This window comes from Stenotrophomonas thermophila (assembly GCF_001499715.1).
GTDB classification, from domain to species: Bacteria; Pseudomonadota; Gammaproteobacteria; order Xanthomonadales; family Xanthomonadaceae; genus Stenotrophomonas; species Stenotrophomonas hibiscicola.
Window position 1 is genome coordinate 22056 of sequence record NZ_CVIW01000007.1, and the last position, 26013, is coordinate 48068.

General features: G+C 67.2%; 21 protein-coding genes. 7 read left to right on the forward strand and 14 right to left on the reverse strand.

The features are described 5' to 3' along the window. Positions 1-101 precede the first annotated feature (101 nt). The 6 genes from BN1263_RS04875 to recJ all read right to left on the reverse strand — a co-directional run bounded on the left by BN1263_RS04875 (position 102) and on the right by recJ (position 10855). Positions 102-1742, reverse strand: coding sequence for an acetolactate synthase large subunit (locus BN1263_RS04875; RefSeq protein ID WP_058979925.1), 1641 nt, complete (start codon positions 1740-1742; stop codon positions 102-104). Positions 1743-1805: 63 nt separating this feature from the next. Continuing rightward, the gene (locus BN1263_RS04880) at positions 1806-3191 is read right to left on the reverse strand and encodes an NAD-dependent succinate-semialdehyde dehydrogenase (protein ID WP_058979928.1); all 1386 of its coding nucleotides are present in this window, start codon (positions 3189-3191) and stop codon (positions 1806-1808) included. A gap of 647 nt (positions 3192-3838) precedes the next feature. Beyond that, a complete protein-coding gene (locus tag BN1263_RS04885; RefSeq protein WP_019661470.1) occupies positions 3839-4621 on the reverse strand; it encodes a helix-turn-helix transcriptional regulator in 783 nt (260 codons plus the stop codon). A 45-nt stretch (positions 4622-4666) separates the two neighbouring features. Next, a protein-coding gene (gene prfB / locus BN1263_RS04890; protein WP_014037064.1) for a peptide chain release factor 2 occupies positions 4667-5792 on the reverse strand; the annotation gives its coding sequence in 2 pieces (ribosomal slippage) (positions 4667-5716 and positions 5718-5792; 1125 coding nt in all). A gap of 253 nt (positions 5793-6045) precedes the next feature. Next, positions 6046-8955: a DUF2135 domain-containing protein gene (locus tag BN1263_RS04895; protein ID WP_058979930.1), complete on the reverse strand. Its 2910-nt coding sequence runs from the start codon at positions 8953-8955 to the stop codon at positions 6046-6048. A 142-nt stretch (positions 8956-9097) separates the two neighbouring features. After that, complete coding sequence (gene recJ / locus BN1263_RS04900; protein ID WP_058979932.1) at positions 9098-10855, reverse strand: single-stranded-DNA-specific exonuclease RecJ; 1758 nt, start codon at positions 10853-10855, stop codon at positions 9098-9100. A 158-nt stretch (positions 10856-11013) separates the two neighbouring features. Between recJ and BN1263_RS04905 the strand changes: the two genes are divergently transcribed. Next, complete coding sequence (locus BN1263_RS04905) at positions 11014-12054, forward strand: DUF1176 domain-containing protein (protein ID WP_058979934.1); 1041 nt, start codon at positions 11014-11016, stop codon at positions 12052-12054. A gap of 112 nt (positions 12055-12166) precedes the next feature. Here BN1263_RS04905 and BN1263_RS04910 read toward each other — a convergent pair whose 3' ends face one another. The 5 genes from BN1263_RS04910 to dapB form a co-directional block, all read right to left on the reverse strand. Continuing rightward, positions 12167-13084 carry a hypothetical protein gene (locus tag BN1263_RS04910; RefSeq protein WP_058979936.1) on the reverse strand — a complete coding sequence of 306 codons (918 nt, stop codon included), beginning with the start codon at positions 13082-13084 and terminating at the stop codon, positions 12167-12169. A 4-nt stretch (positions 13085-13088) separates the two neighbouring features. Continuing rightward, positions 13089-13553: a transcription elongation factor GreA gene (gene greA, locus BN1263_RS04915; protein WP_181453298.1), complete on the reverse strand. Its 465-nt coding sequence runs from the start codon at positions 13551-13553 to the stop codon at positions 13089-13091. A gap of 8 nt (positions 13554-13561) precedes the next feature. Further along, positions 13562-16804, reverse strand: a complete 3243-nt coding sequence (gene carB / locus BN1263_RS04920) for a carbamoyl-phosphate synthase large subunit (protein WP_058979938.1) — start codon at positions 16802-16804, stop codon at positions 13562-13564. A gap of 148 nt (positions 16805-16952) precedes the next feature. Further along, on the reverse strand, positions 16953-18080 hold the full coding sequence (gene carA / locus BN1263_RS04925) for a glutamine-hydrolyzing carbamoyl-phosphate synthase small subunit (protein ID WP_031270821.1): 1128 nt from the start codon (positions 18078-18080) through the stop codon (positions 16953-16955). A 309-nt stretch (positions 18081-18389) separates the two neighbouring features. After that, positions 18390-19109, reverse strand: a complete 720-nt coding sequence (dapB, locus tag BN1263_RS04930; RefSeq protein ID WP_080398780.1) for a 4-hydroxy-tetrahydrodipicolinate reductase — start codon at positions 19107-19109, stop codon at positions 18390-18392. 217 nt (positions 19110-19326) lie between these two features. Here dapB and BN1263_RS04935 point away from each other — a divergent pair, with 217 nt between their 5' ends. Further along, positions 19327-19788 carry a DUF4304 domain-containing protein gene (locus BN1263_RS04935; RefSeq protein WP_019661458.1) on the forward strand — a complete coding sequence of 154 codons (462 nt, stop codon included), beginning with the start codon at positions 19327-19329 and terminating at the stop codon, positions 19786-19788. An 87-nt stretch (positions 19789-19875) separates the two neighbouring features. Here BN1263_RS04935 and BN1263_RS04940 read toward each other — a convergent pair whose 3' ends face one another. The 3 genes from BN1263_RS04940 to BN1263_RS04950 are packed head-to-tail and all read right to left on the reverse strand — an operon-like array spanning position 19876 to position 22240. After that, the gene (locus BN1263_RS04940; protein ID WP_021204545.1) at positions 19876-20124 is read right to left on the reverse strand and encodes a DUF6587 family protein; all 249 of its coding nucleotides are present in this window, start codon (positions 20122-20124) and stop codon (positions 19876-19878) included. After that, positions 20124-21989, reverse strand: a complete 1866-nt coding sequence (gene feoB, locus BN1263_RS04945; RefSeq protein WP_058979943.1) for a ferrous iron transporter B — start codon at positions 21987-21989, stop codon at positions 20124-20126. The genes BN1263_RS04940 and feoB overlap by 1 nt, the downstream gene beginning before the upstream one ends. Next, the gene (locus tag BN1263_RS04950) at positions 21986-22240 is read right to left on the reverse strand and encodes a FeoA family protein (protein ID WP_021204543.1); all 255 of its coding nucleotides are present in this window, start codon (positions 22238-22240) and stop codon (positions 21986-21988) included. Before BN1263_RS04950 ends, feoB begins: the two co-directional genes overlap by 4 nt. Positions 22241-22359: 119 nt before the next feature. On the opposite strand from BN1263_RS04950, the gene BN1263_RS04955 reads away from it, so the two are divergent. The 5 genes from BN1263_RS04955 (at position 22360) to yeiP (ending at position 25934) form a co-directional block, all read left to right on the forward strand. Next, positions 22360-23148, forward strand: coding sequence for an enoyl-CoA hydratase/isomerase family protein (locus tag BN1263_RS04955; protein WP_058979945.1), 789 nt, complete (start codon positions 22360-22362; stop codon positions 23146-23148). 2 nt (positions 23149-23150) lie between these two features. Next, on the forward strand, positions 23151-23552 hold the full coding sequence (locus BN1263_RS04960; RefSeq protein ID WP_019661453.1) for a VOC family protein: 402 nt from the start codon (positions 23151-23153) through the stop codon (positions 23550-23552). Then, the gene (locus tag BN1263_RS04965) at positions 23549-24445 is read left to right on the forward strand and encodes a hydroxymethylglutaryl-CoA lyase (protein WP_058979946.1); all 897 of its coding nucleotides are present in this window, start codon (positions 23549-23551) and stop codon (positions 24443-24445) included. Before BN1263_RS04960 ends, BN1263_RS04965 begins: the two co-directional genes overlap by 4 nt. 101 nt (positions 24446-24546) lie before the next feature. After that, complete coding sequence (locus tag BN1263_RS04970) at positions 24547-25317, forward strand: SDR family oxidoreductase (RefSeq protein WP_058979948.1); 771 nt, start codon at positions 24547-24549, stop codon at positions 25315-25317. 50 nt (positions 25318-25367) lie between these two features. After that, the gene (gene yeiP / locus BN1263_RS04975; RefSeq protein WP_005409468.1) at positions 25368-25934 is read left to right on the forward strand and encodes an elongation factor P-like protein YeiP; all 567 of its coding nucleotides are present in this window, start codon (positions 25368-25370) and stop codon (positions 25932-25934) included. The last annotated feature ends 79 nt before the right edge of the window (positions 25935-26013 follow it).

Consider the following 26013-nt stretch of genomic DNA (forward strand, 5'->3'; position numbering starts at 1 on the left):
AGCATACCAAAACCGCCCTGCCCCAGCCGGGAGAGGGGTCAGATCCCCCTGCTGCGCAAAGGAATCTGACCGCCTCCGGGACCCTGCCTGGCCCTGGATGTCTACCTGTTGCCGGGGAAGGCCTGCCGCAACTCATCCACCAGCACCCGCTGGTTCTCCGAATAGTCCACCGGCACCGACACCAGGTGCACCCCACCCTCGTTGAAGGCCGCCTCCAGCGTCGGGATGAACTGCTCGATGGCGGTCACCTCGTGGCCCTTGCAGCCGTAGGCTTCCGCGTACTTCACGAAATCCGGGTTGCTGAAGGTCATGCCGTAGTCGGTGAAGCCATCCACCGCCTGCTTCCAGCGGATCATGCCGTAGGCACCGTCGTTGAGGATCAGCACCACCAGGTTCAGGCCCAGCCGGCGCGCCGTCTCCAGCTCCTGGCTGTTCATCATGAAGCCGCCGTCGCCGCACACCGCCAGCACCCGTCGTTGCGGGTACAGGATCGAGGCCATGATCGCCGACGGCAGGCCCGCGCCCATGGTCGCCAGCGCGTTGTCCAGCAGCAATGTGTTGGCCACCTGGGTGCGGTAGTTGCGCGCAAACCAGATCTTGTACATGCCGTTGTCCAGCGCCACGATGCCGTCCGGCGGCATCACCTGGCGCACGTCGTGCACCAGTCGTTGCGGGGTGAAACCAGCGTCCTCGGCGCGATCGGCAAGGTGCTCGAGGATGGTCGCGCGCAGCGGCAGCAGCGCATCGGCATGGGGCACCGCGCCTTCGATGCGGTCGGCCAGTTGGGTCAGCGAACGGCCGATGTCACCGATCACTTCCACCTGCGGGAAGTACACCTGCTCCACCGCCGCCTGCGAGTAGCCGATATGGATCACGGTCGGCCCGCCTGGACGCATCACGAATGGCGGCTTTTCGGTGACCTCATGGCCGATGGTCACGATCACGTCGGCCTGGTCGATGGCCATGTGCACGTAGTCGCGTTCGGTCAGCGCCGCGGTACCCATGTACAGGCCCGAGCCGCCGGCCACCGCACCCTTGCCCATCTGCGTGGTGAAGAACGGGATGCCGGCGCGCAGCACGAACGCGGACAGCGCGTCGCTGGACTGCGGCCGCGAGGCCGCCGAAGCGATCATCAGCAGCGGGCGCTTGGCGCTGCGGATGATCTCCGCGGCGCGGTCCAGCGCCTCGGGGCTGGCAATCGGCCGCTCCACCGCATGCGGCGGAATCAGCGACACCCCTTCTACTTCATCGGCGGCGATATCCTCGGGCAGCTCCAGCAACACCGGGCCCGGGCGCTCCTCCTGGGCCACACGGAACGCTTCGCGGACGATGGTCGGGATGGTGCGCGCCGAGACGATCTGCCGCGCCTGCTTGGTCAGCGGCTTCATCGTGCTGACGATGTCGACGATCTGGAAGCGCGCCTGCTTGCTGGCGACGATGCCCTTCTGGCCGGTGATCATGATCACCGGCCACGCGCCAAGGAGCGCATAGGCGGCACCGGTGGTGAAGTTGAGCGCGCCCGGGCCGAGCGTGGCCAGGCACACGCCCGGCTTGCCGGTGAGGCGGCCGTAGGTAGCGGCCATGAACACCGCCGCCTGCTCGTGGCGGGTGATGACCAGCTCGATGCTGGAATGGCGCAGCGACTCGACCACGTCGAGGTTCTCTTCGCCGGGGATGCCGAAAATACGCTCGACGCCTTCGTTCTCAAGCGCGGCGACGAGCAGGTCTGAACCCTTGGACATTGGAATGCCGTCCTTTTCGCTGGACTGGTGATGGATCGTTGCAGGAAGGTTGGAAGCAACGCGTCAATGCTTGTCGAACCACACGGTCTGCGCGTTGACGAACTCGCGGATGCCGAAGTGCGACAGCTCGCGGCCGAAACCGCTCTTCTTCACGCCACCGATCGGCACGCGCGGATCGGACGCGGAGAACCCGTTGACGAACACGCCTCCGGTCTGCAGCCGGCGCGCCAGCTGCATGGCCCGTGCACGATCGCCGGTCCACAGGTTGCCGCTGAGGCCGAACTCACTCTGGTTGGCCAGTTCCACCGCATGGTCGGCATCGCGGGCGCGGCTGATCGAGGCCACCGGCCCGAACGTCTCCGTATCAAAGGCCTGCATGCCCGGCTCCACGTCGGCCAGCACGGTGGGGGCGTAGAACGCGCCCGGGCGATCCAGCTGATGGCCACCGACGAGCAGCTTCGCGCCGGCCTCCACCGAGGCACGCACCTGCGCATCCAGCTGCTCCAGCAGGTCCTGGCGTGCCATCGGCCCGATGCGGTTGACTGCCTCGCGGCCATCGCCGATCGTCAGTGCCTGCACCTTCTGGCAGAACTGCGCGACGAAGCGGTCGTACACCGCGTCTTCAACGATGATGCGCTTGCCGGCAATGCAGACCTGCCCGGTATTCTGGAAGCGCGAGGCCACCGCCGCCTCCACGGCAGCGTCCAGATCGGCATCGGCCAACACGATGAACGGATCCGAGCCCCCCAGCTCCAGTACCACCTTCTTCAGCGCCTGCCCGGCCTGGGCGGCGATGCTGCGGCCGGCGGCCACGCTGCCGGTCAGGGTGACTGCCGCAATGCGGTCATCGGCAATCGCGCGGCTGGTGCCCTCGCGGCTGATGTTGGCGGCGATGAAGGTGCCTTCCGGCAGCCCCGCGTCGCGCCAGGCGGCGTCGAGCAGCTGCGCGGTACCGACGATGTTCTCGGCCGGCTTCAGCAGGAAGCCGTTGCCACCCATCAGGATCGGCACCGCCGCGCGCATCACCTGCCAGTACGGGAAATTCCACGGCATGATGCCCAGCACCACGCCCAGCGGCAGGTAGGATACATAAGCCTTGTCATCGGGCACCTGGGTGGGTTCGTCACGCAGGAACTGCGCACCGTGGTCGGCGTACCAGTCGCACAGCACGGCGCACTTCTCGATCTCGGCTAGTGCTTCGGCCTGGACCTTGCCCATTTCGGCAGTGGCCAGCGCGGCCAGCTTTTCACGGTCACGCCGCAGTACGGCGGCCATCGCACGCAGCACTGTGGCCCGCTGCTCGAAGCTGCTGGCGCTCCAGGCGGCGAAGCCGGCCTGGCCACGCTCGAGGATCGCATCCAGTTCGGCATCGGTGGCGAAGGGATGGCTGGCGATCTGCTGGCCGGTAGCCGGATCGCGGGAAATGGCGGTGGTGGGGGCAGCGGACATGCAGGGCTCCTGGTGTCTCGACAACGGGCGGTGGCCCGTCTCCTGCACAGGAATGTGGACCCGATTGGCGGAGGCAACAAGGCGTCTGCTTATCCTGTGACCTGCACTTACCTGCCTGAATGGGGATAGGTGCCGGCAGGGCTGCGCCCTGCACCGCAGAGGCCAGGGCAACGTCAAGGTCAAAGGCCTGCATTCCGTGGGATGGCGGGGTGGGTCCGGTTGCGGGGGACGGCGTGAATACGTCCATGTAGCCTCGGTCGCGCCATCCATGGCGCTCACGCCCCCGCAACCGGACCCACCCCGCCTTCGACAGTTTTCCGCGATCTGTCGGAAATACTTTTTGGGGTCAGATCCGTTTTCCTATGGAAAACGGATCTGACCCCCGGAATTTCATTCGATATCTGACAGATGTGTCGACCAAGGTCGACACCTACCTACAGCCACGTGAACCTGTCGAAGGTGGGGCGGTGTCGGAGTGCGGGGTGTCAGCCGCATGGATGCGGCTGCCAAGCCCCCAGGGACGGGTTTACGGCGTCCCCGCACTCCGACACCGCCCCGCCATCCCACGGAATGCCCGCTCTTGCTGTTGCTGTTGCTGTCGCTTCGGCCTCTGCTGGTGCAGGGCTGCAAGCCCTGCCGAACACCCCCTACTTCCGCGGCAGGTAAGTCACCAGGGAAAGATCGTGCCGGCTCTCCGGCACCAGCGCCACGTACTGCAGGTCCAGCAACCCCCGCGTGGGATGGTTCAGCTTCTTCGCACCCTCATCGAACCGGCGCACATCGTGCTCCGGCCACCACTGGCGGAACTCCTCGCTGTGCGCGGCGATGTCCTCCACCAGCGCCAGGAACGGGGCCTTGTCCGGGGCCTGCGCCATCGCCGCACGGAAGCCTGCCAGCAGGCCGCGGGTCATTTCTTCCCAGTTGAGGATCAGCGTGCGGTACGGCGGGTACAGAAACATCAGCCGCAGCGTATTGCGCTCGTGCGGCGCCAACTGGCTGTAGTCCACGAACAGATCGGCGATGGCCGGGTTCCAGGCCAGGATATCGAAGCGGGTGTTGCGCACATAGGCCGGGATCGGCTGCATCGCCTCCACCAGCTGGCGCAAGCCGTCGGTCACGCTCTCGTCCGGTGATTCCAGCGGCACGCCGTAGCCGGACAGCGCGAACGCGTAGGCGCGCTCGTCGTCGCTCATGCGCAGCACCTGCGCCAGCCGCTCCAGCACCTCGGGCGAGGCGCGCACTTCACGGCCCTGCTCGATCCAGGTGTACCAGCTGACACTGACCCCGATCGCCAGCGCGACTTCCTCGCGTTTCAGGCCCGGGGTACGCCGGCGCCCGGCCGGCAGGCCGAGCGTGGCGGGGTCGACACGGGCGCGGCAGGCCTTGAGGAAGCCGCCCAGTTCCTTGCGTTCACTTTCGCTGCGCATCATGGCCCTCCGTTGCGGAAGGCGATGCTATCCGCGCAGGCGCGTCGATCAGGCATCGACGCGCTTGGAGCCCACGGCCAGGCCCGCCTTCAGGCTGGCCTCGACGAACTCGTCCAGGTCGCCGTCGAGCACCTTCTGCGTATCCGAGCGCTCGATGCCGGTACGCAGGTCCTTGATACGGCTCTGGTCGAGCACGTAGTTGCGGATCTGGCTGCCCCAGCCGATGTCGGACTTGGTGGCTTCCACCGCGTCCTTCTCGGCGTTGCGCTTCTGGATCTCCAGCTCGTACAGCTTGGCGGCCAGCATCTTCATCGCGTTGTCGCGGTTCTGGTGCTGGCTGCGGCCGGTCTGGCAGGCCACGACGATGTTGGTCGGGATGTGGGTGATGCGCACCGCCGACTCGGTCTTGTTCACGTGCTGGCCACCGGCACCGGACGAACGGTACACGTCGGTACGCAGGTCGGCCGGGTTGATGGTGATGTCGATGTTGTCGTCGATTTCCGGCGACACGAACACCGAGGTGAAGCTGGTGTGGCGGCGGTTGTCCGAGTCGAACGGCGACTTGCGCACCAGGCGGTGCACGCCGGTCTCGGTCTTCAGCCAGCCATAGGCATAGTCGCCTTCCACGCGCAGCGTGGCCGACTTGATACCGGCGACGTCGCCACCGGACACTTCCATCAGTTCGGTCTTCCAGCCGCGTGACTCGCACCAGCGCAGGTACATGCGCAGCAGGATCTCGGCCCAGTCCTGGGCTTCGGTGCCGCCGGCACCGGCCTGGATGTCGACGAACGCCGCCGCATTGTCCATCTCGCCGGAGAACATGCGCTGGAACTCCAGCTTCTCCACGTGGGCCTGGTGCTTGTCCAGGTCGGCGACCACGGCCAGGGCGGTGTCCTCGTCCTGCTCGGACTCGGCCAGCTCCAGCAGCTCGGTGGCATCGTTCAGGCCATCGAGCACCGAGGCGATGCCGCCCACGGTCTTTTCCAGGCTGGAACGTTCGCGGCCCAGGTTCTGGGCGTACTCGGCGTTGTTCCAGACGTCGGGGCTTTCCAGCTCCCGCGTTACTTCTTCAAGACGCTCTTTCTTGGCGTCGTAGTCAAAGATACCCCCGAAGCGACAGCACGCGATCGGTCAGATCGGTGATGCGCTGGCGGACAGGATTCAGTTCGATCATGTCGGCGGTTATGCATTCAAAAGATGACTGGTAATGATACCGCAGGCCGTGGGCGCCCGGAATGAGGGCCTGGGCCTGCGCCGGGGAGCCTCGAGCGTGATGTGTCGGCGCTGCATTCAGGCAGGCGGTACCCGCCTTGGCGCGGGGAGCCGGCCAGGCTGCAGCCGACCCCACACAGGGCCTCCTTGCCCCAGAGCGGCGTCGACGAGGGTCTTCCTTGGTCCACCCTCGGACGGCCACTTGGGGCAGTTGACTATTTAACCTCGAACTCGCCCACCAGCACGGTCTCGGCGCGGTCCTTCAGTCGCATCGTCACCATCTGATCCTTCTGCTTTGCCGTGCCCCAATGGGTGGTCAGACGCAGCATCAGTGTCGTCGCGCCGGTGACCAGTTGCTGGCGGCTGCCAAAGTAGTTCGCCTCCACCTTGTACTTGCCCGGCTTGGCGTTGCGCAGCGAGAACTGCTCGGGACCATAGCCGCCGGTGAAGTCCTGCGACATCTGCCCGCCCTGGTAGGTCAGGCGGTTGCCGTAGTAGGCGCGCTCGCCGTTCGGGTCGGTCACCCACAGGTCCATGTCGCTGTTGTCGGCATCCCAGGAAAGCACCACGCGCAGGTCCAGCGGCATTGCCTGCAGCAGGCGCGGGTCGATGCTGGTGGTATCCAGCCGGGGCGTGCTGCGGGCCACCAGATTGGTCAGTTCATCCAAGGCGATCAGGGCGATGCCATCGAAGCGGCTGTCCCACGGCCGCACCACCACCTGGTACAGCGGCGCCAGCGCCTGCTGCGGCTTGCCGGCCGCCGCCAGTGCCAGGCCGAGATCGCGGAAGCTCTGCGGTTCTTCCTGGCCCATCGCCAGCACCTGCTCGAACACCGGCACCGCCAGCGCGGGGGCATCGGCCTGCATCAGCCGATAGCCGAGCACGCGCAGCAGGTGGCGATTGTCCAGGTCCATCTCGGCCAGGTTCGACAACACACGCAGCGCCAGGTCGCGCTGACCCTGCGCCAGCAGCAGGTCGGCCACATCAAGGAAGAAGGCGCTGCTGTCGGCGTGGGCATCGCGCTCGGCCAGGTAGCGGTCATACAGTTGCGACGGCGGGCCCTGGCGCAGGCGCCGGGCGATGGCCGAGTCTGGCTGCCAGGCCGCCAGCTGGATGCCGAGCTCGCCCTCGTTGGCGGCAGCGGGCGCAGCGACACGGCCACCCGTGACCGTGATTGAATCCAGGGCCTTGTTCGATACAGGCGCCGAGCGACGTGCACGCGCGCTGCTGGCTTCCATGCGCTGCTCGGCGGCGGCCATCGGGGCCTGGGCGGGCGGTGCCGCAGGGGCCGGCGCGGCGAGCATCGCCACCGGCGCCGATTCCATCGCGTAGTCCGCAGAGGCGACTTCCAGTGCCCCGCCCTTCGGCTGCGGCGGCATTCCCTTCGGCCAGCTACGGTTCCACCACTGCTGGCGCTCCTTCCAGTGTGCCGCCACTTCATCCAGACGCTGGCGATCAGCAGCGGCGCGGTCTGTCACCTGCCGTGCGAACCGCGCGTCGTAGTCCGCGCGCAGCTTGCCGGACGGACGGATGGCATGACGCAGGTAATCCTCCAGCGTCTCCAGCACGATCAGCGAGGTGTCCGGCCCGACCAGGCCAAACTGCTGCGACAGGCGCTGCATGGCCTCGCGGTTGCCGCGGCGGTCGACGGCCAGTTGCTGCAGGCGCGCCTGTGCCCACGAACCGGCCAGCAGTTCACCGTCCTTGCTCTTCTGCGTCGCTGGCAGCGCTTCCCACTCACCGTCGCCAACGCGCACCCGCATCGGCACACCGTCGGCTGCCAGTTGTGCGTGCAGCCACAGCCAGCCGTCGGCTTCACTGCGCCGATCGATCACTACATCCTGCACGCCGCGTCCCGCATCGACCTGCACATCCAGCGGCGATGCCAGCAACGCGTGCGCCGCCGCATCGACATCCTTGCCCAGCGCGACGAAGCGACCGCCATGCGCCTCACTCCAACCCCGCAGTCGCACGGCATCGGTGCGCGCGCCGGCGCTGCTGACCGCAAACAGGCGTTGATCCGGCGCCATCGCCGGCAGCTGTTCCGGCCCATAGGTCAGCAGGCCATCGCTGACCAGCAGGTATTCCTTCACGCCCGGCTGCGGCTGCCACTGTGCCAGCGCGCTGGCACCGTCCGGGCGCACGGCCTGCAGGGCTGCGCGCAGTTCACTCCAGTTGCCGGCGCGGATGCGGAAGCGACGCACCGGCTCGGCGCGATCGCGCAGCACGGTCAAGGCCACGGTGCCGTCGCGCAGCGCAGCGAAATAGCGATCCAGCAGGGCGAACTCACGTGTGTGATCGCGCTGGCCCGCCGAACCGGAGCCATCCCACAGCAGGCCGATTTCGCTCGGCAGTTTGCGCGGCGTGCTGCTGGCCGCCACCGGCAGCTGCGCCAGCAGATAGTGGCCATCCTGCCAGTGCGCCACCTGCACCTGTGCCTGGCGGGTCGCCGGCAGATCCCACTGCAGCTGCTTCGGCAGCTGCGCCCCCTTGCCCTGCCACTGCAGCTGGCCCGCGCTGATGCGGAATGGCGCCGTACCCGCGGTGGCCGTGACGGGGGCCTGCAGTTTCAGCTCAACCGAGGCTGCACCGGCGGCAAACTGCAGCGGCAGCGTCCACTGCCAGCCCTGGCCGGCGAAGGCCAACGACTCGCGGATCACCAGCTGCACGCGCCGGCTGCCGCCGGCCGGCAGCGGATAGATGCGCAGCCGGAACTGGTTGCCGGCGGTCTGTTCCAGCAGCCCCGGGTCGACGCCACGACGGGCGATCTCCTCGAACACCTGGCGGCCGCGGTCCTTGGGCACCGGCACCGCGTCACGCATCTCGCCGTTGATATCCAGCGCGAAGCCGCTGATCTGCTGGCCATCGGCCAGCGGTAACTGCAGCTCGCCCTCCAGTACCCGCCGGTTGGGGTTGTGGAATTCCAGCGTGATCCGGGTCTGGGCGATGCCGGCCTGGACTTCGCCTTCGATGCGGGCGTGTCGCAGCTGCACCGCCTGCTCGGCGGCCGGGGCAATTAGCAGAGGCATGCTGGCCTGCGGCCGGGAGATCGGCGGCGACTGCGCGCCAGCGGGCCAGGCCGCGAGGGCCAGCAACAACACAGTGCAGCAACGGACGAAGACCATGAGCGGACTCCAGTGGGATCGTAAACCTTTGAACGCACCAGCAACCGTAATGGGGTTGGCGCCCCCAAAAAGGGGACGGAGGGGATTAAGTCGCAAGTGGCAAACGAGGCACAAGCGACTTAATCCCCTCCGTCCCCTTTTTCTATGCGGGCAGGCAGTGCTCCACGATCAGCTGGATGGCGCTGCCGCCACGGTAGTCATCGCAGGCCAGCCGGTAGGCCAGGTGGACGTGACGTGATGGCGCGTTGCCGTGCCAGCCGCCAAAATGGATGGCGTTGATCGTGCCGGGTACGCCCGGCAGGCGCAGCTCCAGCTTGAGGTGGCGCTCCTTCAGCACGCGCCAGTTGGCCACTTCGAAGTGGCCGTCGAACAACGGTTCGGGGAAGCCCTGGCCCCAAGGTCCGGCCAAGCGCAACGCGTCGGCGTGGCGATGGTCCAGCTCGTCCGCGGCCAGCTCGCCGTCACTGAGCACCTGCTGCTGCAGTGCCGCCGGATCGAGCATTTCCAGCACCACCGCGACGAAGGCGGCCTTGAAGTCATCGACGTGGTCACGCCGCAGGCTGAGGCCGGCCGCCATGGCGTGGCCACCGAAGCGTTCGATCAGGCCCGGATGGCGCGCATCGACCAGCGCCAGGGCGTCACGGATGTGCAGGCCGGGAATGGAGCGCGCCGAGCCTCGCAGGGTGTCGGCGCCGGGTTCGGCCGGGGCGAAGGCGATCACCGGGCGATGCAGGCGATCCTTCATCTTCGATGCGACCAGGCCGACCACACCCGGATGCCAGTCAGCATCGAACAGGCAGGCCGCGACCGGTCGCTGACCGGCCATGTCCAGCACCACGCGGGTCAACGCCTGCTCGGCGTCGTCAGTCATCGACTGCTGGACGGCGCGCCGTTCCGAGTTGATCTGCTCCAGCGTCTGCGCGATCTCGCGTGCCTGGCGCGGGTCTTCGGTCAGCAACAGCGCGATGCCCAGCGCCATGTCTTCCAGCCGGCCCGCCGCGTTCAGGCGTGGGCCGAGTGCGAAGCCGATGTCGGTGGCGGTCAGCCGCGCCGCATCACGGCCGCTGGCTTCGATCAGCGCTCGGAGGCCGACGCAGCCCTGCCCCGCGCGCAGACGGCGCAGGCCCGCGCTGACCAGTGCCCGGTTGTTCGGATCCAGCGCCACCAGGTCGGCAACGGTGCCGACCGCCACCAGGTCCAGCAGCGTGGTCAGGTCCGGCCCCTTGCCATCGGCAAAAACGCCGGCCTCGCGCATCTGCCGGCGCAGCGCCATCAACACATAGAAGATCACGCCGACACCGGCCAACGACTTGCTGGGGAAAGCGTCGCCGTCGAGATTTGGATCGACGATGACATCGGCCGGCGGCAGCTGCGGCCCGGGAAGGTGATGGTCGGTGACCAGCACCTGCCAGCCGCGTGCCTTGGCCGCGGTCACGCCCGCATGGCAGGCGATGCCGTGATCGACCGTGACCAGCAGGTCCGGCTGCAGCGCGGCCAGCTCTTCCACCAGCGACGGTGACAGGCCATAGCCATGCACCATGCGGTTCGGCACCGCGTGGAAGACGTGTTGCGCACCGAGCATGCGCAAGCCGCGCACGCCGACCGCACAGGCGGTGGCGCCATCGCAATCGAAATCGCCGACCACCAGGATGCGCTTGTCGTTGGCGATGGCCTCGATCAGCAGACCCACCGCATCATCGATGCCGGTCAGCAGCTCAGGCGCGTGCAGATTGCCCAGCTTCGGCTGCGCCAACTCCGGTGTACCTGCGCCACGGCTGGCATAGAGACGCGCCAGCAGCGGCAGCGTGCCCTCCGGCCAACTGCCGGGTACGACCGCATCGCGGCGGCGGATCATCGGCGTATCAGAGGCGGGCTGCACAGCATCGGCGGCAAGGGACATCGGCATCGCCGGTTACGAAAGACCTGCACATCATAACGTGCACCACTCTGCCAGTCGGCTGCCGCTGCTGACGAGGCACCTTGGCTCTTCGGCCAGCAGCATTTGGATTTCACGACCGCATCTTCCATGCTTGCCTGCCCTTGAACGGACTTCCATCCATGATCCGCACCCTGCTGACCGCGCTGATGGCACTCACCGTGGCCCGGGCCGCCCACTCCGCCACGCCTGAGCCCAGGCCCGGGGTCGAATTCGAACACAACGACTGGTCGCTGGCTTGTGACAACACCCGCACCTGTCGCGCCGCCGGCTACAGTCCGGAACAACCCGGCAACCTGCTCAGCCTCATGCTGGAGCGCGCCGGCGGCCCGGGTACGAAGGTGCTCGCGCGGCTGCGAAATGGCGAGAATGGCGAAAGCCCGACGCCGACCGGGGCGCTGCGCCTGCGCCTGAACGGCAAGGACCTGGGCCCGGTGCGCGACACGGGCGACGGGGAAAAAGTGTTATTGCAGCAGGCACAGACCAATGCACTGGTCGCCGCACTGCCGCGCCAGGCACGCATCGAGATCATCGACGGCAAGGGCAAGGCGTGGCCGATCTCCGACAGCGGTGCAGCAGCCGTACTGCTGAAGATGGACGAGGCCCAGGGCCGGCTGGGAACGCCCGGTGCGCTGGTACGGCGTGGCGACAGGCCCGAAGCATGCGTGCCTGCGGCGTTGCCGGTGCCAGTGATCGTGCGCGGCACGCTGGTGGCATCGCGCGCCTCGGACGCGGCACTGGCCAAGGCACCGGGCCTGCGCAAGGCGCTGATCGCCAGCCTGCCGAAGCCGGATGAGTGCGGCCGCCTGAGCGAGGGCGGGACGGACGAGATCGAGATCCAGCGACTGGACGCCCGGCATGTGCTGGCAAGCACCAGCTGCTTCGTGGGTGCCTACAACATGAGCAACGCCTACTGGGTGGTGCGAGACAGATCGCCGTACCAGGCGATCTTTGTCACCAACCTGGCCGAAGATTTTGACCGCGATGACGCTACGCTGCGAGGCCGCTCCCGAGGCCGCGGTGTCGGCGATTGCATCTCCGCCAATGACTGGGTGTGGGACGGGGAGCGCTTCGTGAAGAGCAGCGATTTCACGACGGGCCAGTGCCGCAATATGCTCGGCGGGCACTGGACACTGCCGACGGTGGTCAGCGAGGTCCGTTGAGGCGCCGCTACCTGCGATAGTGCCGCCCGCTGGTCGGCAACCCCGACAAACCCTGGGGGTCAGCGCCGTTTTCCGATGGAAAACGGATCCGACCCCGATCGGTCGACCCCGATCAATCGTGAAGCTGGCGCGGCTTCTTCCAGAACTGCCAGCGCTGGCCGCGGTCCAGCTGGAACTGCAGGCCGTCCTCGAAATCCAGCACCAGCTGCTGCAGCTCGCCACGCTTGAGCGCGGCCAGCAGCGGCCGGATCGCATCATTGCCGAGCTGCTGCAGCGAACGCAGCTGGCGCAGATCAACCAGTGCATCCACCGCCTGCTCGCCATCCACGGCTACGCCAGCCGCAAGAGCCAGGCCCTGCAGCAGCGCGTCGCGGCTGCGCACCTGTGCGTGCGGCGTGCTGACCGACACCGGCATCACGCCACCACCCCAGAACCACAGCGAATTGATTGGCTGTTGTCCCTGCGCGGCGCGCTGCTGGTTCCAGGAATGGTTATGCAGCAGTACCTGCGCTTCGGTCATCAGCGCCCGCCAACGGCGGCCACCCTCGCCTTCCGGCAGGTGCGAGAACAGATCATCGCCCAGCACCTCGTCCGGACTGTCGAAGTCCGGCAGGGCCAGGTCGATCGGCAGGCGCAGGTACCAGCGCGAAGGGTCCGGTGCGTCGAGCACGAATCCGGCATCGGCGAACAAGGGTTGCAGCACCGGCAGCAACGCCAGGCAGTCGGCCAGGGTCGGCCGCAGCGTTTCGCCGTAGGCCATCATCCGCGCGCCATGCATGTCCGGCACCATGCAGGCCGGATCGGCACGCAGCCAGCTGGCGCCAGCGGCATCGCCGACGTCGCGCTGACGGGTCAACGCGGCCACCGGCCAGTGCGGCGCGGCCACCGTGAAATGGCGCGTCAGCTGCGCGCGTTCACCCGGTGCGACCTGCACCGTCGTGGCGCGGCCAAGCGCGCGCGCCACATCGTCCGGCAGCGCAGCCGCGGCAAAGCGGCTGCGTGCCGGCAACAGCAGGGTCGCCGTTGCCACCGGGTCAGTCCACGTAGCTGACGCTGACGATCTCGTACTCGCGTTGGCCGGCCGGGGCGTCGATCACGATCGAATCACCTTCCAGCTTGCCGATCATCGCGCGCGCCACCGGCGAGGAAATCGCGATCAGGCCCTGCTTGATGTCCGCCTCCAGGTCACCGACGATCTGGTACTTCTTCTCTTCGTCGGTTTCCACGTCGGCCAGGGTCACGCTGGCGCCGAACACCACCTTGGAGCCGGCATTGAGCTTGCTCACGTCGATGATCTCGGCGTGCGACAGCTCGCCTTCCAGCTGCTTGATGCGGCCTTCGATGAAGCCCTGTTCCTCGCGCGCGGCGTGGTACTCGGCGTTCTCCTTCAGGTCGCCATGCTCGCGCGCTTCGGCGATGGCGGCGATCACCTTCGGGCGCTTGACCGACTTCAGGTGATCCAGTTCGTCGCGCAGCTTCTGCGCGCCCTTCATGGTGATGGGGGCTCTCATGCATTCAACTCCTTGTGCAGCTCCTGCAGCGACCAGACGGGGCCGGTGCCGCGGAATTCCAGTGAATCCACCAGCGCCTTGGCGCCGGCAATGGTGGTCGAGTAGGTGACGCGATGCTGCAGCGCCTCGCGACGGATCGAGAACGAGTCGTTGATCGCCGAACGACCTTCGGTCGTGTTGACGATGTAGACGATCTCGCCGTTCTTGATCGAGTCGACGATGTGCGGACGGCCTTCGACCACCTTATTGATGATCTCGCAGTCCATGCCGTGCTGCTGCAGCCACGCGGCGGTGCCACGGGTGGCGACCAGGCTGTAGCCACGCGCCAGCAGCGCCTTGGCCACCGGCAGCACGCGCTTCTTGTCCGGATCACGCACCGACACGAAGGCCTTGCCAACCGGCGGTGCCTTGATGCCACCCGCTTCCTGCGCACGCGCAAAGGCGGCGTTGAAGCTGCGGCCCACGCCCATCACCTCACCGGTGGAGCGCATCTCCGGCCCGAGGATCGGGTCAACGCCCTGGAACTTGGCGAACGGGAAGATCGCTTCCTTCACCGAGTAGTAGTCCGGCACGATTTCCTTGGTCGCGCCCTGCTCGGCCAGCGTCTTGCCGGCCATGCAGCGGGCGGCGATCTTGGCCAGCGGCATGCCGGTGGCCTTGGACACGAACGGCACGGTGCGCGAGGCACGCGGGTTCACTTCCAGCAGGTAGATGGTGTCGGCACCTTCGTCGCTGGTCTGGATAGCGAACTGGGTGTTCATCAGGCCGACCACGTTCAGGGCCTTGGCCAGCTCCACCACCTGGCGGCGCAGCTCGGCCTGGGTTTCAGCCGACAGCGAGTACGGCGGCAGCGAGCACGAGGAATCGCCCGAGTGCACGCCGGCTTCTTCGATGTGCTCCATCACGCCGCCGATCAGGACGTTGCCCTGGGCATCGGCAATGATGTCGACGTCGCACTCGACGGCGTTGTCGAGGAAGCGGTCCAGCAGCACCGGCGAATCGTTGGACACCTTGACCGCATCGCGCACGTAGCGGGCCAGGTCGGCTTCACCGTAGACGATTTCCATCGCACGGCCGCCCAGCACGTAGCTCGGGCGCACCACCAGCGGGTAACCGATCTCGCGGGCCAGCAGCAGCGCTTCCTGGTCGTTGCGGGCGATGCGGTTCGGCGGCTGCTTCAGGCCCAGCGTGTCGACCAGCTGCTGGAAGCGCTCGCGGTCTTCGGCCAGGTCGATGGAATCCGGGCTGGTGCCGATCACCGGCACGCCATTGGCTTCCAGCGCGCGCGCCAGCTTCAGCGGGGTCTGGCCGCCGTACTGCACGATCACGCCCTTCGGCTGTTCCAGTTCGACGATTTCCAGCACGTCTTCCAGGGTCAGCGGTTCGAAGTACAGGCGGTCGGAGGTGTCGTAGTCGGTCGACACGGTTTCCGGGTTGCAGTTGACCATGATGGTTTCATAACCATCCTCGCGCAGCGCCAGTGCCGCGTGCACGCAGCAGTAGTCGAACTCGATGCCTTGGCCGATGCGGTTCGGACCACCGCCCAAGATCATGATCTTGTCGCGGTTGCTCGGCGCGGCCTCGCACTCGTCCTCGTAGGTCGAGTAGAGGTAGGCGGTACCGGTGGAGAACTCGCCGGCACAGGAGTCCACGCGCTTGTAGACCGGTCGCACCTTGTGCGCACGACGCAGCGCGCGGATGGCGGCTTCATTGGTGCCGGTCAGCTGCGCCAGCCGCGCATCGGAGAAGCCAGCACGCTTCAGCTTGCGCAGGCGTGCGGCGTCCAGCGCGTCGATGCCACCGGCAGCGACTTCGCCTTCTGCAGCGATGATTTCCTCGATCTGGTCCAGGAACCAGTGGTCGATGAACGACAGTGCGTAGATCTCTTCCACGCTCATGCCGGCGCGGAATGCATCGGCAACGAAGAACAGGCGCTCCGGACCCGGTGCCTTCAGTTCGCGGCGCAAGGTCTGCAGGTCGTCTTCGTTGCCCAGGTCCAGGCCGGTCGGGTCGAAGCCGACCTTGCCGGTTTCCAGACCACGCAGGGCCTTCTGCACCGACTCCTGGAAGGTGCGGCCCATCGCCATCACCTCGCCCACCGACTTCATCTGGGTGGTCAGGCGGGCGTCGGCGGCCGGGAACTTCTCGAAGGCGAAGCGCGGGATCTTGGTGACCACGTAGTCGATCGACGGCTCGAACGAGGCCGGGGTCAGGCCGCCGGTGATCTCGTTCTTCAGTTCGTCCAGGGTGTAACCCACGGCCAGCTTGGCGGCGACCTTGGCGATCGGGAAGCCGGTGGCCTTGGACGCCAGCGCCGAGGAACGCGACACGCGCGGGTTCATCTCAATGACGACCACGCGGCCGGTCTTCGGGTTGATGCCGAACTGCACGTTCGAGCCACCGGTATCGACGCCGATCTTGCGCAGCACGGCGATGGAGGCATCGCGCAGGCGCTGGTATTCCTTGTCGGTCAGGGTCTGCGCCGGGGCCACGGTGATCGAGTCGCCGGTGTGCACGCCCATCGGGTCCAGGTTTTCGATCGAGCAGACGATGATGCAGTTGTCCGCAGTGTCGCGGACCACTTCCATCTCGAACTCCTTCCAGCCCAGCACCGACTCTTCCACCAGCACCTCGGTGGTCGGCGACAGTTCCAGGCCGCGGCTGACGATCTCGACCAGCTCTTCGCGGTTGTAGGCGATGCCGCCACCGCTGCCGCCCAGGGTGAAGCTGGGGCGGATGATGGTCGGGTAGCCGACGCGGGTCTGGATCTCCAGCGCTTCGTCCAGGGTGTGGGCGACGGCGGCGGTCGGGCATTCCAGGCCGATCTCACCCATGGCCACGCGGAACAGCTCGCGGTCTTCGGCCATGCGGATCGCTTCGCGCTTGGCGCCGATCAGTTCGACGTTGTACTTCTCCAGCACGCCGTTGTCGGCCAGGTCCAGCGCGCAGTTCAGCGCGGTCTGGCCACCCATGGTCGGCAGCAGCGCATCGGGCTTTTCCTTGGCGATGATCTTCTCGACCGTCTGCCAGTTGATCGGCTCGATGTAGACGGCGTCGGCCATCTCCGGGTCGGTCATGATCGTGGCCGGGTTGCTGTTGACCAGCACCACGCGGTAACCCTCGTCACGCAGGGCCTTGCAGGCCTGGGCGCCGGAGTAGTCGAACTCGCAGGCCTGGCCGATGACGATCGGGCCAGCACCGATGATGAGGATGGTCTTGAGGTCAGTGCGCTTGGGCATTTTCTTCTCTAAGTCAGTACAGCGTGACAAGGGGGGTGATCGCACGCTGTCGATCAGGAATCTTGATCCGCAGCGCCGCGCCAGGGGCAGCAGCGATGCGGGGTTTACGGTCCATCGCGACGCCACCGGCAGGCCGGCGGCGTACTGATCACGCCTTGGCCTGCTCCATTAGCGCCACGAAGCGGTCGAACAGCGGACCGACATCGTGCGGGCCCGGGGATGCTTCCGGATGGCCCTGGAACGAGAACGCCGGCACGTCGGTGCGGGCGACACCCTGGTTGGTGCCGTCGAACAGCGAACGGTGGGTCACGCGCAGGGTCGGCGGCAGGGTTGCTTCATCGATCGCAAAACCGTGGTTCTGCGAGGTGATCATCACCCGGCCACTGTCCAGGTCCTGCACCGGGTGGTTGGCACCGTGGTGGCCATGGCCCATCTTCATGGTCTTCGCACCAGAGGCCAGGCCGAGCAGCTGGTGGCCCAGGCAGATGCCGAAGGTCGGGATCTTCACGTCGATGAAGGCCTTGATCGCGTCGATGGCGTAGTCGCACGGTTCCGGGTCACCCGGGCCATTGGACAGGAACACGCCGTCCGGCTTCAGTGCCAGCACTTCGGCGGCCGGGGTCTGCGCCGGCACCACGGTCACTTCGCAGCCGCGCTCGGCCAGCATGCGCAGGATGTTGGTCTTCACGCCGAAGTCGTAGGCCACGACCTTGAATCGGGCCGGCACGCTGACGAAAGCATTGGCATCCAGGTCCAGCTGGCCCTCGGTCCAGGTGTAGGTCTTCTCGGTAGTGACGACCTTGGCCAGATCCATGCCCTTCAGGCCCGGGAACTTGCGGGCGGCTTCCAGTGCCTTTTCCACGTCGATGTCGCCGGCCATCAGCGCACCGTTCTGCGCGCCCTTCTCGCGCAGGATGCGGGTCAGCTTGCGGGTGTCGATGCCGGCGATGGCGACCACGCCCCGCTGGATCAGCCAGTCCTGCAGCGACAGCTGGCTGCGCCAGTTGCTGGGACGGCGCGGGACGTCGCGCACGATCAGACCGGCCGACCACACCTTGGACGCTTCATCGTCCTGGTCGGTCATGCCGGTGTTGCCGATATGCGGATAGGTCAACGTGACCATCTGCCGGGCGTAGGACGGGTCGGTCAATACTTCCTGATAGCCGGTCATGGCGGTGTTGAACACCACTTCACCGACGGACAGGCCGGGCGCGCCTACGGATTCGCCCTCGAATACGGTGCCGTCTTCGAGGACGAGGATTGCGGCTTGGGTCACGGGAATCTCACTTTGGCTACCGAGGGGGCTGCCGAAGTCACGCCTGCGCTTCACGGAAATCCGGTTGCAAAAAAGCGCGGACGTGCGGTCTGGGACCGGTCCGGCTTTCGTGATTCGGCGAGTGCGAATTGTAACGCTGCCGGGGCGCTCGCGCCAGCGGTTATCGCGCTATATGAACAGGCGATTGCGCATTCATCTCAATGCGGCCGCGTATGCGGCACCCGCCACCCGGTAGTGCCGGCCGCTGGCCGGCAATCCCATCGGCGTCCCGTAACCCTGGGTTGCCGGCCAGCGGCCGGCACTACCGCCCTACGCCAGCAGGTCCCGCACCCGGTAGCTGCCCGGGGCCCGGCCCTGCAGCTGGCGGGCGGCGAACAGCGCACCGCGGGCGAAGATGTCGCGGTTGGTGGCCCTATGCACCAGCTCGATGCGCTCGCCCAGCCCGGTGAACTGCACCAGATGCTCACCTACGATATCGCCAGCACGCAGGCTCGCGTAATGCGGCTCCGCTCCGCCGCGCTGCGCGGCCGCGCCCAGGGTTAGCGCGGTGCCTGACGGTGCGTCCTTCTTCTGCGTGTGGTGCGATTCGACGATATCGCAGTCCCAGCCGGCCAGCGCCTGCGCGGCGCGCTCCACCAGCTCGTCCAGCACCGCCACGCCCAGGCTGAAGTTCGACGCCCAGACCAACGGGATCTTCGCCGCTGCTGCATCCAGCGCCTGCCGCTGCGTGCCGGAGATGCCGGTGGTACCCGACACCAGCCCCGCGCCGCGTTCCACGCACAGCGCCAGCATCGGGTCGAAGCCCTCCGGCAGGCTGAAGTCAATGGCCACGTCGAACACCGGCGCACCGGACACTTCGCTGGCACCAAAGAACGGCACGCCGTCGACCACGCGCTGCGCCGGCGCACGGCCGGTCACGGCGGCCACGATCTGCAGGGTTTCGGGATGTTCGGCGGCCAGCCGCAGCAGGGCCTGGCCCATGCGCCCGGAGGCGCCGTGAATGAGCAATCGCAGGGGAGTCTGGTTCATGCCTGCAGGCTAGCGGCAGCACGCCTGCTCCGGCAAGCGCCGTCACTGCGACGCTGGGTGACCTTCCGCGCAATGGATGCTCGTTCCTCCCTGGGTACGCCTCTCTTGACTGCACCAGGCGGAGCGCATGCGACACCGTAGATGTCGCGTTTACCACTGGACGCAGAAACGCGGCCACTCAAGGCTGTGGTCCCCTCTTCCGGCCCAGGCAACGCCCATGAAATCCGCGACCGTCTTCAGCAAGTGCGCCAGGAAGACCGGCTATGCCGGGACCACGACCACCCGCTACCGCTTGCTGGATGACGCCCTGCTTGTCGTGAATCACCAACGCGCCAGCGAAAGCCGCGGTTTCTATGTGAATGCCGGACTCTACTTTCCAGAGTTGCTCGTGCACCCCCTCACGCCCGACGATCTTGAAACGGCTTTCAGGTACCGCTCCAGCATCCCCACGCCGCATGTCGACTGGCGTATCGAAGAGACGCCAGGCCTGCGCCGGGCTTTCACCCAGCAGGATCTTCATGACCTCCTCGATGCTGGCGATCGCAACGCGATGAAGCGCCTGCTGCTCAATGCCCTTGCCGACGTGGCGGGCTTCGCAGCGACCCATGGAAATCGCGCCTCGGTACGGCGGATGCAGCAGGAGGGACGCTTTCGCGCGATCATCCGCAAAGAGGTCTGAACCCCGGAAAGCGTGCGAACCAAGGTTCGCACCCACAGGCCGAAAGTTCGCACCCGCCGCACAGCCGCCGTCGAGCATGGCTCGACGCTACTTCTTGTTGGTCGGCCCGCAACTGTCGCAACCGCCACAGGCACCGCCACCTCCGCTGGCAGGCGGCGCGATCTTCCGCCCCAGCGCCTGCGCCCAGGCCGCGCGGCCCGGCTTCAGCAGAGCCAGCGCCAAGGCACCGCGCAGCTTGCGCACCGTGCCGGGGAACTGCTTCTTCAGCACCACCCAGGCGCTGACCAGCACGGCCACCGCGATGATCAGGTACTGGATCAGCAGCCCGGTATCCATCAGCCACCTCCCAGCGCCCTGGTCACCTGGTAGGTGATCAGCGCCGCCACGTAAGCTGCGGCGAACAGGTAGAACGCGGCAAAGGCCATCTGCTTCCACGAGTTGGTCTCGCGCTTGATGGTGGCCAGCGTCGAGATGCACATCGGTGCGTAGATGTACCAGACCAGCAGCGACAGGGCCGTGGCCAGCGACCAGCCATCGCTGATCAACGGGGTCAGTGCCTGGCTGGCCGCATCGTCATCCGCCGCCGACAGCGCATACACCGTCGCCAGCGACGACACCGCCACCTCACGCGCGGCCAGGCCCGGGATCAGCGCGATGCAGATCTGCCAGTTGAAGCCCAGCGGTGCGAAGAACACCGCCATCGCATGGCCGAGCTGGCCGGCGTAGCTATAGTCGATGGCCGGCATCGTGGCGCCCGCCGGCGCCGCTGGGAACGACAGCAGCACCCACAGCAGGATGGTCAGCGCCAGGATGATGCCGCCGACGCGCTTGAGGAAGATCATGCCGCGCTCGTACAGCCCCACCGCCAGGTCGCGCGCATGCGGCAGCCGGTACGACGGAAGCTCCAGCATCAGCGGATGCTCGCTCTTGTCGCGGCGCCACTTCTTCATGATCCACGACATCGCCAGCGCACTGAGGATGCCGGCGGCGTACAGGCCGAACAGCACCAGGCCCTGCTGGTTGAACACGCCCCACACGGTCTTCTGCGGAATGAACGCACCGATCAGCAGCGCGTACACCGGCAGGCGCGCCGAACAGGTCATCAGCGGTGCGACCAGGATGGTGGCCAGGCGGTCACGCGGGTCCTGGATGCTGCGCGTGGACATGATGCCCGGCACCGCGCAGGCGAAGCTGGACAGCAGCGGGATGAACGAGCGGCCAGACAGGCCGGCAGCGGCCATCATGCGGTCGAGCAGGAACGCCGCGCGCGGCAGGTAGCCGGATTCCTCCAGCACCAGGATGAAGAAGAACAGGATCAGGATCTGCGGCAGGAACACGACCACGCCACCGACACCGGCGATGATGCCGTCGGTCAGCAGGCTGGCCAGCGGACCCTCCGGCAACACGCTGCCAACGAGAGTACCGAGCCAGGCGAAGCCAGCCTCGATGCCATCCATCAACGGCGTCGCCCAGGCATACACCGCCTGGAAGATCAGGAACATCACCACCGCAAGGCTGATCAGCCCGAACACCGGGTGCAGCAGCCAGCGGTCCAGCGCGTCGTCGATCTTCGCGGTTCGCGCCGGCATGCGCACGGCGACCGAAAGGATCTCGCGCACCTTGGCGTGGTAGTCGATGCCACCTTCCGGGCCCGGCACCGGCGCATCCAGGTGCGGCACCATCGCATCGAGGCGCTCGACCAAGGCCTTGGCGCCCTGCTTGCGCACCGCCACGGTCTCCACCACCGGCACGCCCAGCTCGCGTTCCAGCGCGGCCACATCCACCTGGATGCCGCGGCGTTGTGCGGCGTCGACCATGTTCAGCGCGACCACCATCGGCTTGCCCAGTTCGCGCAGCTCCAGCGCGAAACGCAGGTGCAGGCGCAGGTTGGTGGCGTCGATCACGCACAGCAGCACGTCCGGCGCGGCTTCGCCTGGGTAGAAGCCCCGGCACAGGTCGCGGGTGATCGCCTCGTCCAGGCTGGCCGGATGCAGGCTGTAGGCGCCCGGCAGATCAAGCACCGCGAATTCACGGCCGGACGGCGCACGCAGGCGGCCCTCCTTGCGCTCTACGGTGACGCCGGTGTAGTTGGCGACCTTCTGCCGACTGCCGGTCAGCTGGTTGAACAGCGCGGTCTTGCCGCTGTTGGGGTTGCCGACCAGCGCAATGCGCAGCGGGGCGGTGGCAGCGGAAGCGCTCATGCGCGTCGCTCCTGGCGGTTGGCGTCTACCACGACGCGCTTGGCCTCACTGATCCGCAGCGCGAACCGGGTGAACCCGACCTGCACCAGCAGCGGCTCCCCCCCCACCGGACCTTTGGCCACCAGGCGCACTTCCTCGCCATTGACGAAACCCAGCTCGCGCAGGCGACGGGCGATGGCATCGTTGGCGTGCAGGTCCTGCACGGACTCGACCACGGCCGAGGTGTGCAGCGGCAGTTCGGACAGCGTCATCTAGCGTGTTCTCTGCTGGATGTAAATGGTTCTCGATTCTAACATTCCCGCGTCGCGTCATGGCCCATGACCAATGGCCCGCTATGATCCATACAGGTATGGAGTGACCCTGGAATCCCATGAACGATGCTTTGCAGATCGAGCGCCGCGGCGCCGTCATCACCCTCTGGCTGAACCGGCCGGAACTGCACAATGCCTTCGACGCCAGCCTGATCGCCCGGCTGACCGCCGCGCTGGAGGCCGCCGGACGGGACGATTCGATCCGGGCCGTGGTGGTGGCCGGCCATGGCGCCTCCTTCTCGGCCGGCGCCGACATGCAGTGGATGCGCGGCATGGCGGCGGCCAGCGAAGCCGATAACCGCGAGGACTCGCTGGCCCTGGCCCGGCTGATGCGTACCCTGGACGAGCTGCCCAAACCGACCCTGGCCCGGGTCCATGGCGCGGCCTTCGGTGGCGGCGTCGGCTTGGTCGCCTGCTGCGACATTGCCATCGCCAGCACCTCGGCCCGCTTCGGCCTGACCGAAAGCCGCCTCGGCCTGCTGCCGGCGGTGATCTCGCCCTATGTGATCGAAGCCATCGGCCCCCGCCAGGCCCGTCGCTGGTTCGCCACCGGCGAGCACTTCGATGCCGACACCGCGCTGCGCATCGGCCTGGTCCATCAGCTGGTCGAGTCCGAGCGCCTGGACGAGGCGCTCGAACGCCAGCTGGCCCTGCTCGACAAGGCCGGCCCGATCGCCTCGTCCACCGCCAAGCAGCTGGTGCGGCAGGTCCGGGACAGCCATGACCGCGACGCCCTGGATCGCGATAATGCGGCCCTGATCGCGCGCCTGCGGGTCTCCGCCGAGGGCCAGGAAGGCCTGGGCGCCTTCCTCGACAAGCGCGCCCCCCATTGGGTCACGGAAGCCTGAACATGCTCGATCATCTTGGTTTGACCAGCGCCGACCTGGCGCGCAGCAAGGCCTTCTTCCTGCAGGCACTGGCGCCACTGCAGATCGGCGTGGTGATGGAAGTGAGCGCCGAACTGACCGGCGACCACGACCACGTCGGCTTCGGCAGCGACGGCAAGCCGTTCTTCTGGCTCGGCAATGGCGGCACCGCCAGCCACGGCGTGCACGTGGCCTTCGCCTGCGCCAGCCGCGCGCAGGTGGACGCCTTCCACGCCGCCGCCCTCACCGCCGGTGGCCGCGACAACGGCGCGCCGGGCCTGCGCCCGTGGTACCACCCGGATTACTACGCCGCCTTCGTGCTCGACCCGGACGGCAACAACATCGAAGCGGTCTGCCATCGCCCCGTCGGCGAGGTGGCTGCATGAGCGACTACGTCCGCATCGTCGAGGTCGGCCCGCGTGACGGCCTGCAGAACGAAAAGCAGTCGGTCTCCACCGCCGACAAGATCGAACTGATCAACCGCCTGTCGGCCACCGGCCTGCGCAGCATCGAGGCGACCAGTTTCGTCAGCCCGAAGTGGATTCCGCAGCTGGCCGATGCCGCCGAAGTCTACGCCGGCATCCAGCGCCGCCCCGGCATCCACTACCCGGTACTGGTGCCGAACGAACAGGGCTACGACCGCGCCCGCGCGGTCGGCGTCGAGGAAGTAGCGGTGTTCACCGCTGCGTCCGAGGCCTTCAACCGCACCAATACCAATGCCGGCATCGACGAGTCGCTGGCCCGGTTCGAGCCGATCCTGCGCCGCGCCGCCGCCGATGGCGTGCGCGTGCGCGGCTACGTCTCCACCGTGCTCGGTTGCCCCTACCAGGGCGAGGTGCCGCTGGCCGACGTGGTGCGCGTGGCGCGCGCGCTGCACCAGATGGGCTGTTACGAAATCTCGCTGGGCGACACCATCGGCGTCGGCACCCCACGCAAGGCACGGGCGATGCTGCAGGCGGTCGCTGCCGAGATTCCGATGGAGGCATTGGCCGTGCACTTCCACGACACGTATGGCCAGGCCGTCGCCAACATCGCCTCCTGCTTGGAAGAAGGCGTGCGCGTGGTCGACAGTGCCGTCTCCGGGGCCGGTGGCTGCCCGTATGCCAAGGGTGCCAGCGGCAACGTCGCCAGCGAAGACGTGGTCTACCTGCTGCGGGGCCTGGGCCTGGACAGCGGCGTGGACCTGCCGGCACTGGCCGAGACCGGCCGCTGGCTGGCCGGCCTGCTCGGCCGCGCCCCCCCCAGCCGCACCGGCCAGGCGCTCGCAGCGACCGGCTGAGCACCCCGCTGCGCCGCTCCCGCTCGGGCGGCGCAGCGCACAACGGCGACGGTCGCCGCTTCCGTTAGAATCGGCGGTTCTCGAACCTGCAGGACCGTGCAATGCAGCTGTCTTCCGTACGTGCCGTGATCACTGGCGGCGTCTCCGGCCTCGGCCTGGCCGTGGCCCAGCACCTCGTCGCCCAGGGCGGCAAGGTGGCTCTGTTCGACCTCAACGACGACAAGGGTGCAGCTGCCGTTGCCGGGCTGGGTGCCGACAAGGCCCGCTATTTCAATGTCAACGTCAGCGATGAGGCGGCCGTGGCTGCAGCCATCGACCAGGCCCACGATTTCCTCGGCGGCCTGAACGTGGCGATGAACTGCGCCGGCATCCTCGGCGCCGGTCGCGTGCTCGGCAAGGAAGGCCCGATGCCGCTGGCCGGCTTCCAGGGCACGGTAATGGTCAACCTGGTCGGCAGCTTCAACGTGGCCAAGGCCGCGGCCAATCGCATGCAGGACAACGACGCCGGCGAAGACGGCGAGCGCGGCGTGATCATCAACACCGCCAGCATCGCCGCCTATGAAGGCCAGATCGGCCAAGCCGCGTATGCGGCCAGCAAGGGCGGCGTGGTCTCGATGACGCTGCCGATGGCACGCGAACTGTCGCGCTTCGGCATCCGCGTCAATACGATTGCTCCTGGCGTGTTCTGGACGCCGATGGTCGATGGCATGCCCGAAGCCGTACAGCAGTCGCTGGCCGCCTCGATCCCGTTCCCGTCGCGCCTGGGCAAGCCGGAAGACTTCGCCAGTCTGGTCGGCTTCATTCTCGGCAACACCTACCTCAACGGCGAGACCATCCGCCTGGACGGCGCTACCCGCCTCGCTCCGAAGTGATTCCCCCCCGGGCGCCGGGACGGCGCCCTCCCCCAACGACCTAGATCACCATGAAAGCCAACGACATCAAGAAGGGCAACGTCGTCGAGTACAACAACGGCGTGTACCAGATCCGCGACATCGAGCGCAGCTCGCCGCAGGGTCGCGGCGGCAACGTCCGCTTCCGCTTCATCATGTACAGCGTGCCGGGCGGCAACAAGCTCGACGCCAGCTTCGATGCCGACGACAACCTGGTCGAGGTCGAACTGCTGCGCCGCCAGTCCACCTATTCGTACAAGGACGGCGATGCCTTCGTGTTCCTCGATGACGAGGACTACACCCCGTACACCCTGGATGCGGACGTGATCGGCGACGACGCCGGTTACATCACCGACGGCCTGACCGGCATCTACGTGCAGGTGATCGACGAGCAGCCGGTGGCGATCCAGCTGCCGGCCTCCGTGGTGCTGGAGGTGATCGAGACGCCGCCGGAACTGAAGGGTGGCACCGCCACCAAGCGCCCGAAGCCGGCCAAGCTCAACACCGGCATCGAAATCATGGTGCCCGAGTACATCGTCAATGGCGAACGCGTGCTGGTGAACACCGCCACCGGCGAATTCGCGGGCCGTGCCGACTAAGCGCCTCGCGCTGATCGGCTGCCTGTCCCTGCCTGCGGCGTGTTCGCCGCAGGCAGCGGACGGATCATCGGTGGCAGCG

Excerpts from the sequence above, each read along its gene's own strand:
- BN1263_RS04875 (WP_058979925.1), bottom strand. The coding sequence starts at position 1,742 with ATGTCCAAGGGTTCAGACCTGCTCGTCGCCGCGCTTGAGAACGAAGGC.
- BN1263_RS04880 (WP_058979928.1), bottom strand. The coding sequence starts at position 3,191 with ATGTCCGCTGCCCCCACCACCGCCATTTCCCGCGATCCGGCTACCGGC.
- BN1263_RS04885 (WP_019661470.1), bottom strand. The coding sequence starts at position 4,621 with ATGATGCGCAGCGAAAGTGAACGCAAGGAACTGGGCGGCTTCCTCAAG.
- BN1263_RS04895 (WP_058979930.1), bottom strand. The coding sequence starts at position 8,955 with ATGGTCTTCGTCCGTTGCTGCACTGTGTTGTTGCTGGCCCTCGCGGCC.
- recJ (WP_058979932.1), bottom strand. The coding sequence starts at position 10,855 with ATGTCCCTTGCCGCCGATGCTGTGCAGCCCGCCTCTGATACGCCGATG.
- BN1263_RS04905 (WP_058979934.1), top strand. The coding sequence starts at position 11,014 with ATGATCCGCACCCTGCTGACCGCGCTGATGGCACTCACCGTGGCCCGG.
- carB (WP_058979938.1), bottom strand. The coding sequence starts at position 16,804 with ATGCCCAAGCGCACTGACCTCAAGACCATCCTCATCATCGGTGCTGGC.
- dapB (WP_080398780.1), bottom strand. The coding sequence starts at position 19,109 with ATGAACCAGACTCCCCTGCGATTGCTCATTCACGGCGCCTCCGGGCGC.
- BN1263_RS04935 (WP_019661458.1), top strand. The coding sequence starts at position 19,327 with ATGAAATCCGCGACCGTCTTCAGCAAGTGCGCCAGGAAGACCGGCTAT.
- BN1263_RS04940 (WP_021204545.1), bottom strand. The coding sequence starts at position 20,124 with ATGGATACCGGGCTGCTGATCCAGTACCTGATCATCGCGGTGGCCGTG.
- feoB (WP_058979943.1), bottom strand. The coding sequence starts at position 21,989 with ATGAGCGCTTCCGCTGCCACCGCCCCGCTGCGCATTGCGCTGGTCGGC.
- BN1263_RS04950 (WP_021204543.1), bottom strand. The coding sequence starts at position 22,240 with ATGACGCTGTCCGAACTGCCGCTGCACACCTCGGCCGTGGTCGAGTCC.
- BN1263_RS04955 (WP_058979945.1), top strand. The coding sequence starts at position 22,360 with ATGAACGATGCTTTGCAGATCGAGCGCCGCGGCGCCGTCATCACCCTC.
- BN1263_RS04960 (WP_019661453.1), top strand. The coding sequence starts at position 23,151 with ATGCTCGATCATCTTGGTTTGACCAGCGCCGACCTGGCGCGCAGCAAG.
- BN1263_RS04965 (WP_058979946.1), top strand. The coding sequence starts at position 23,549 with ATGAGCGACTACGTCCGCATCGTCGAGGTCGGCCCGCGTGACGGCCTG.
- BN1263_RS04970 (WP_058979948.1), top strand. The coding sequence starts at position 24,547 with ATGCAGCTGTCTTCCGTACGTGCCGTGATCACTGGCGGCGTCTCCGGC.
- yeiP (WP_005409468.1), top strand. The coding sequence starts at position 25,368 with ATGAAAGCCAACGACATCAAGAAGGGCAACGTCGTCGAGTACAACAAC.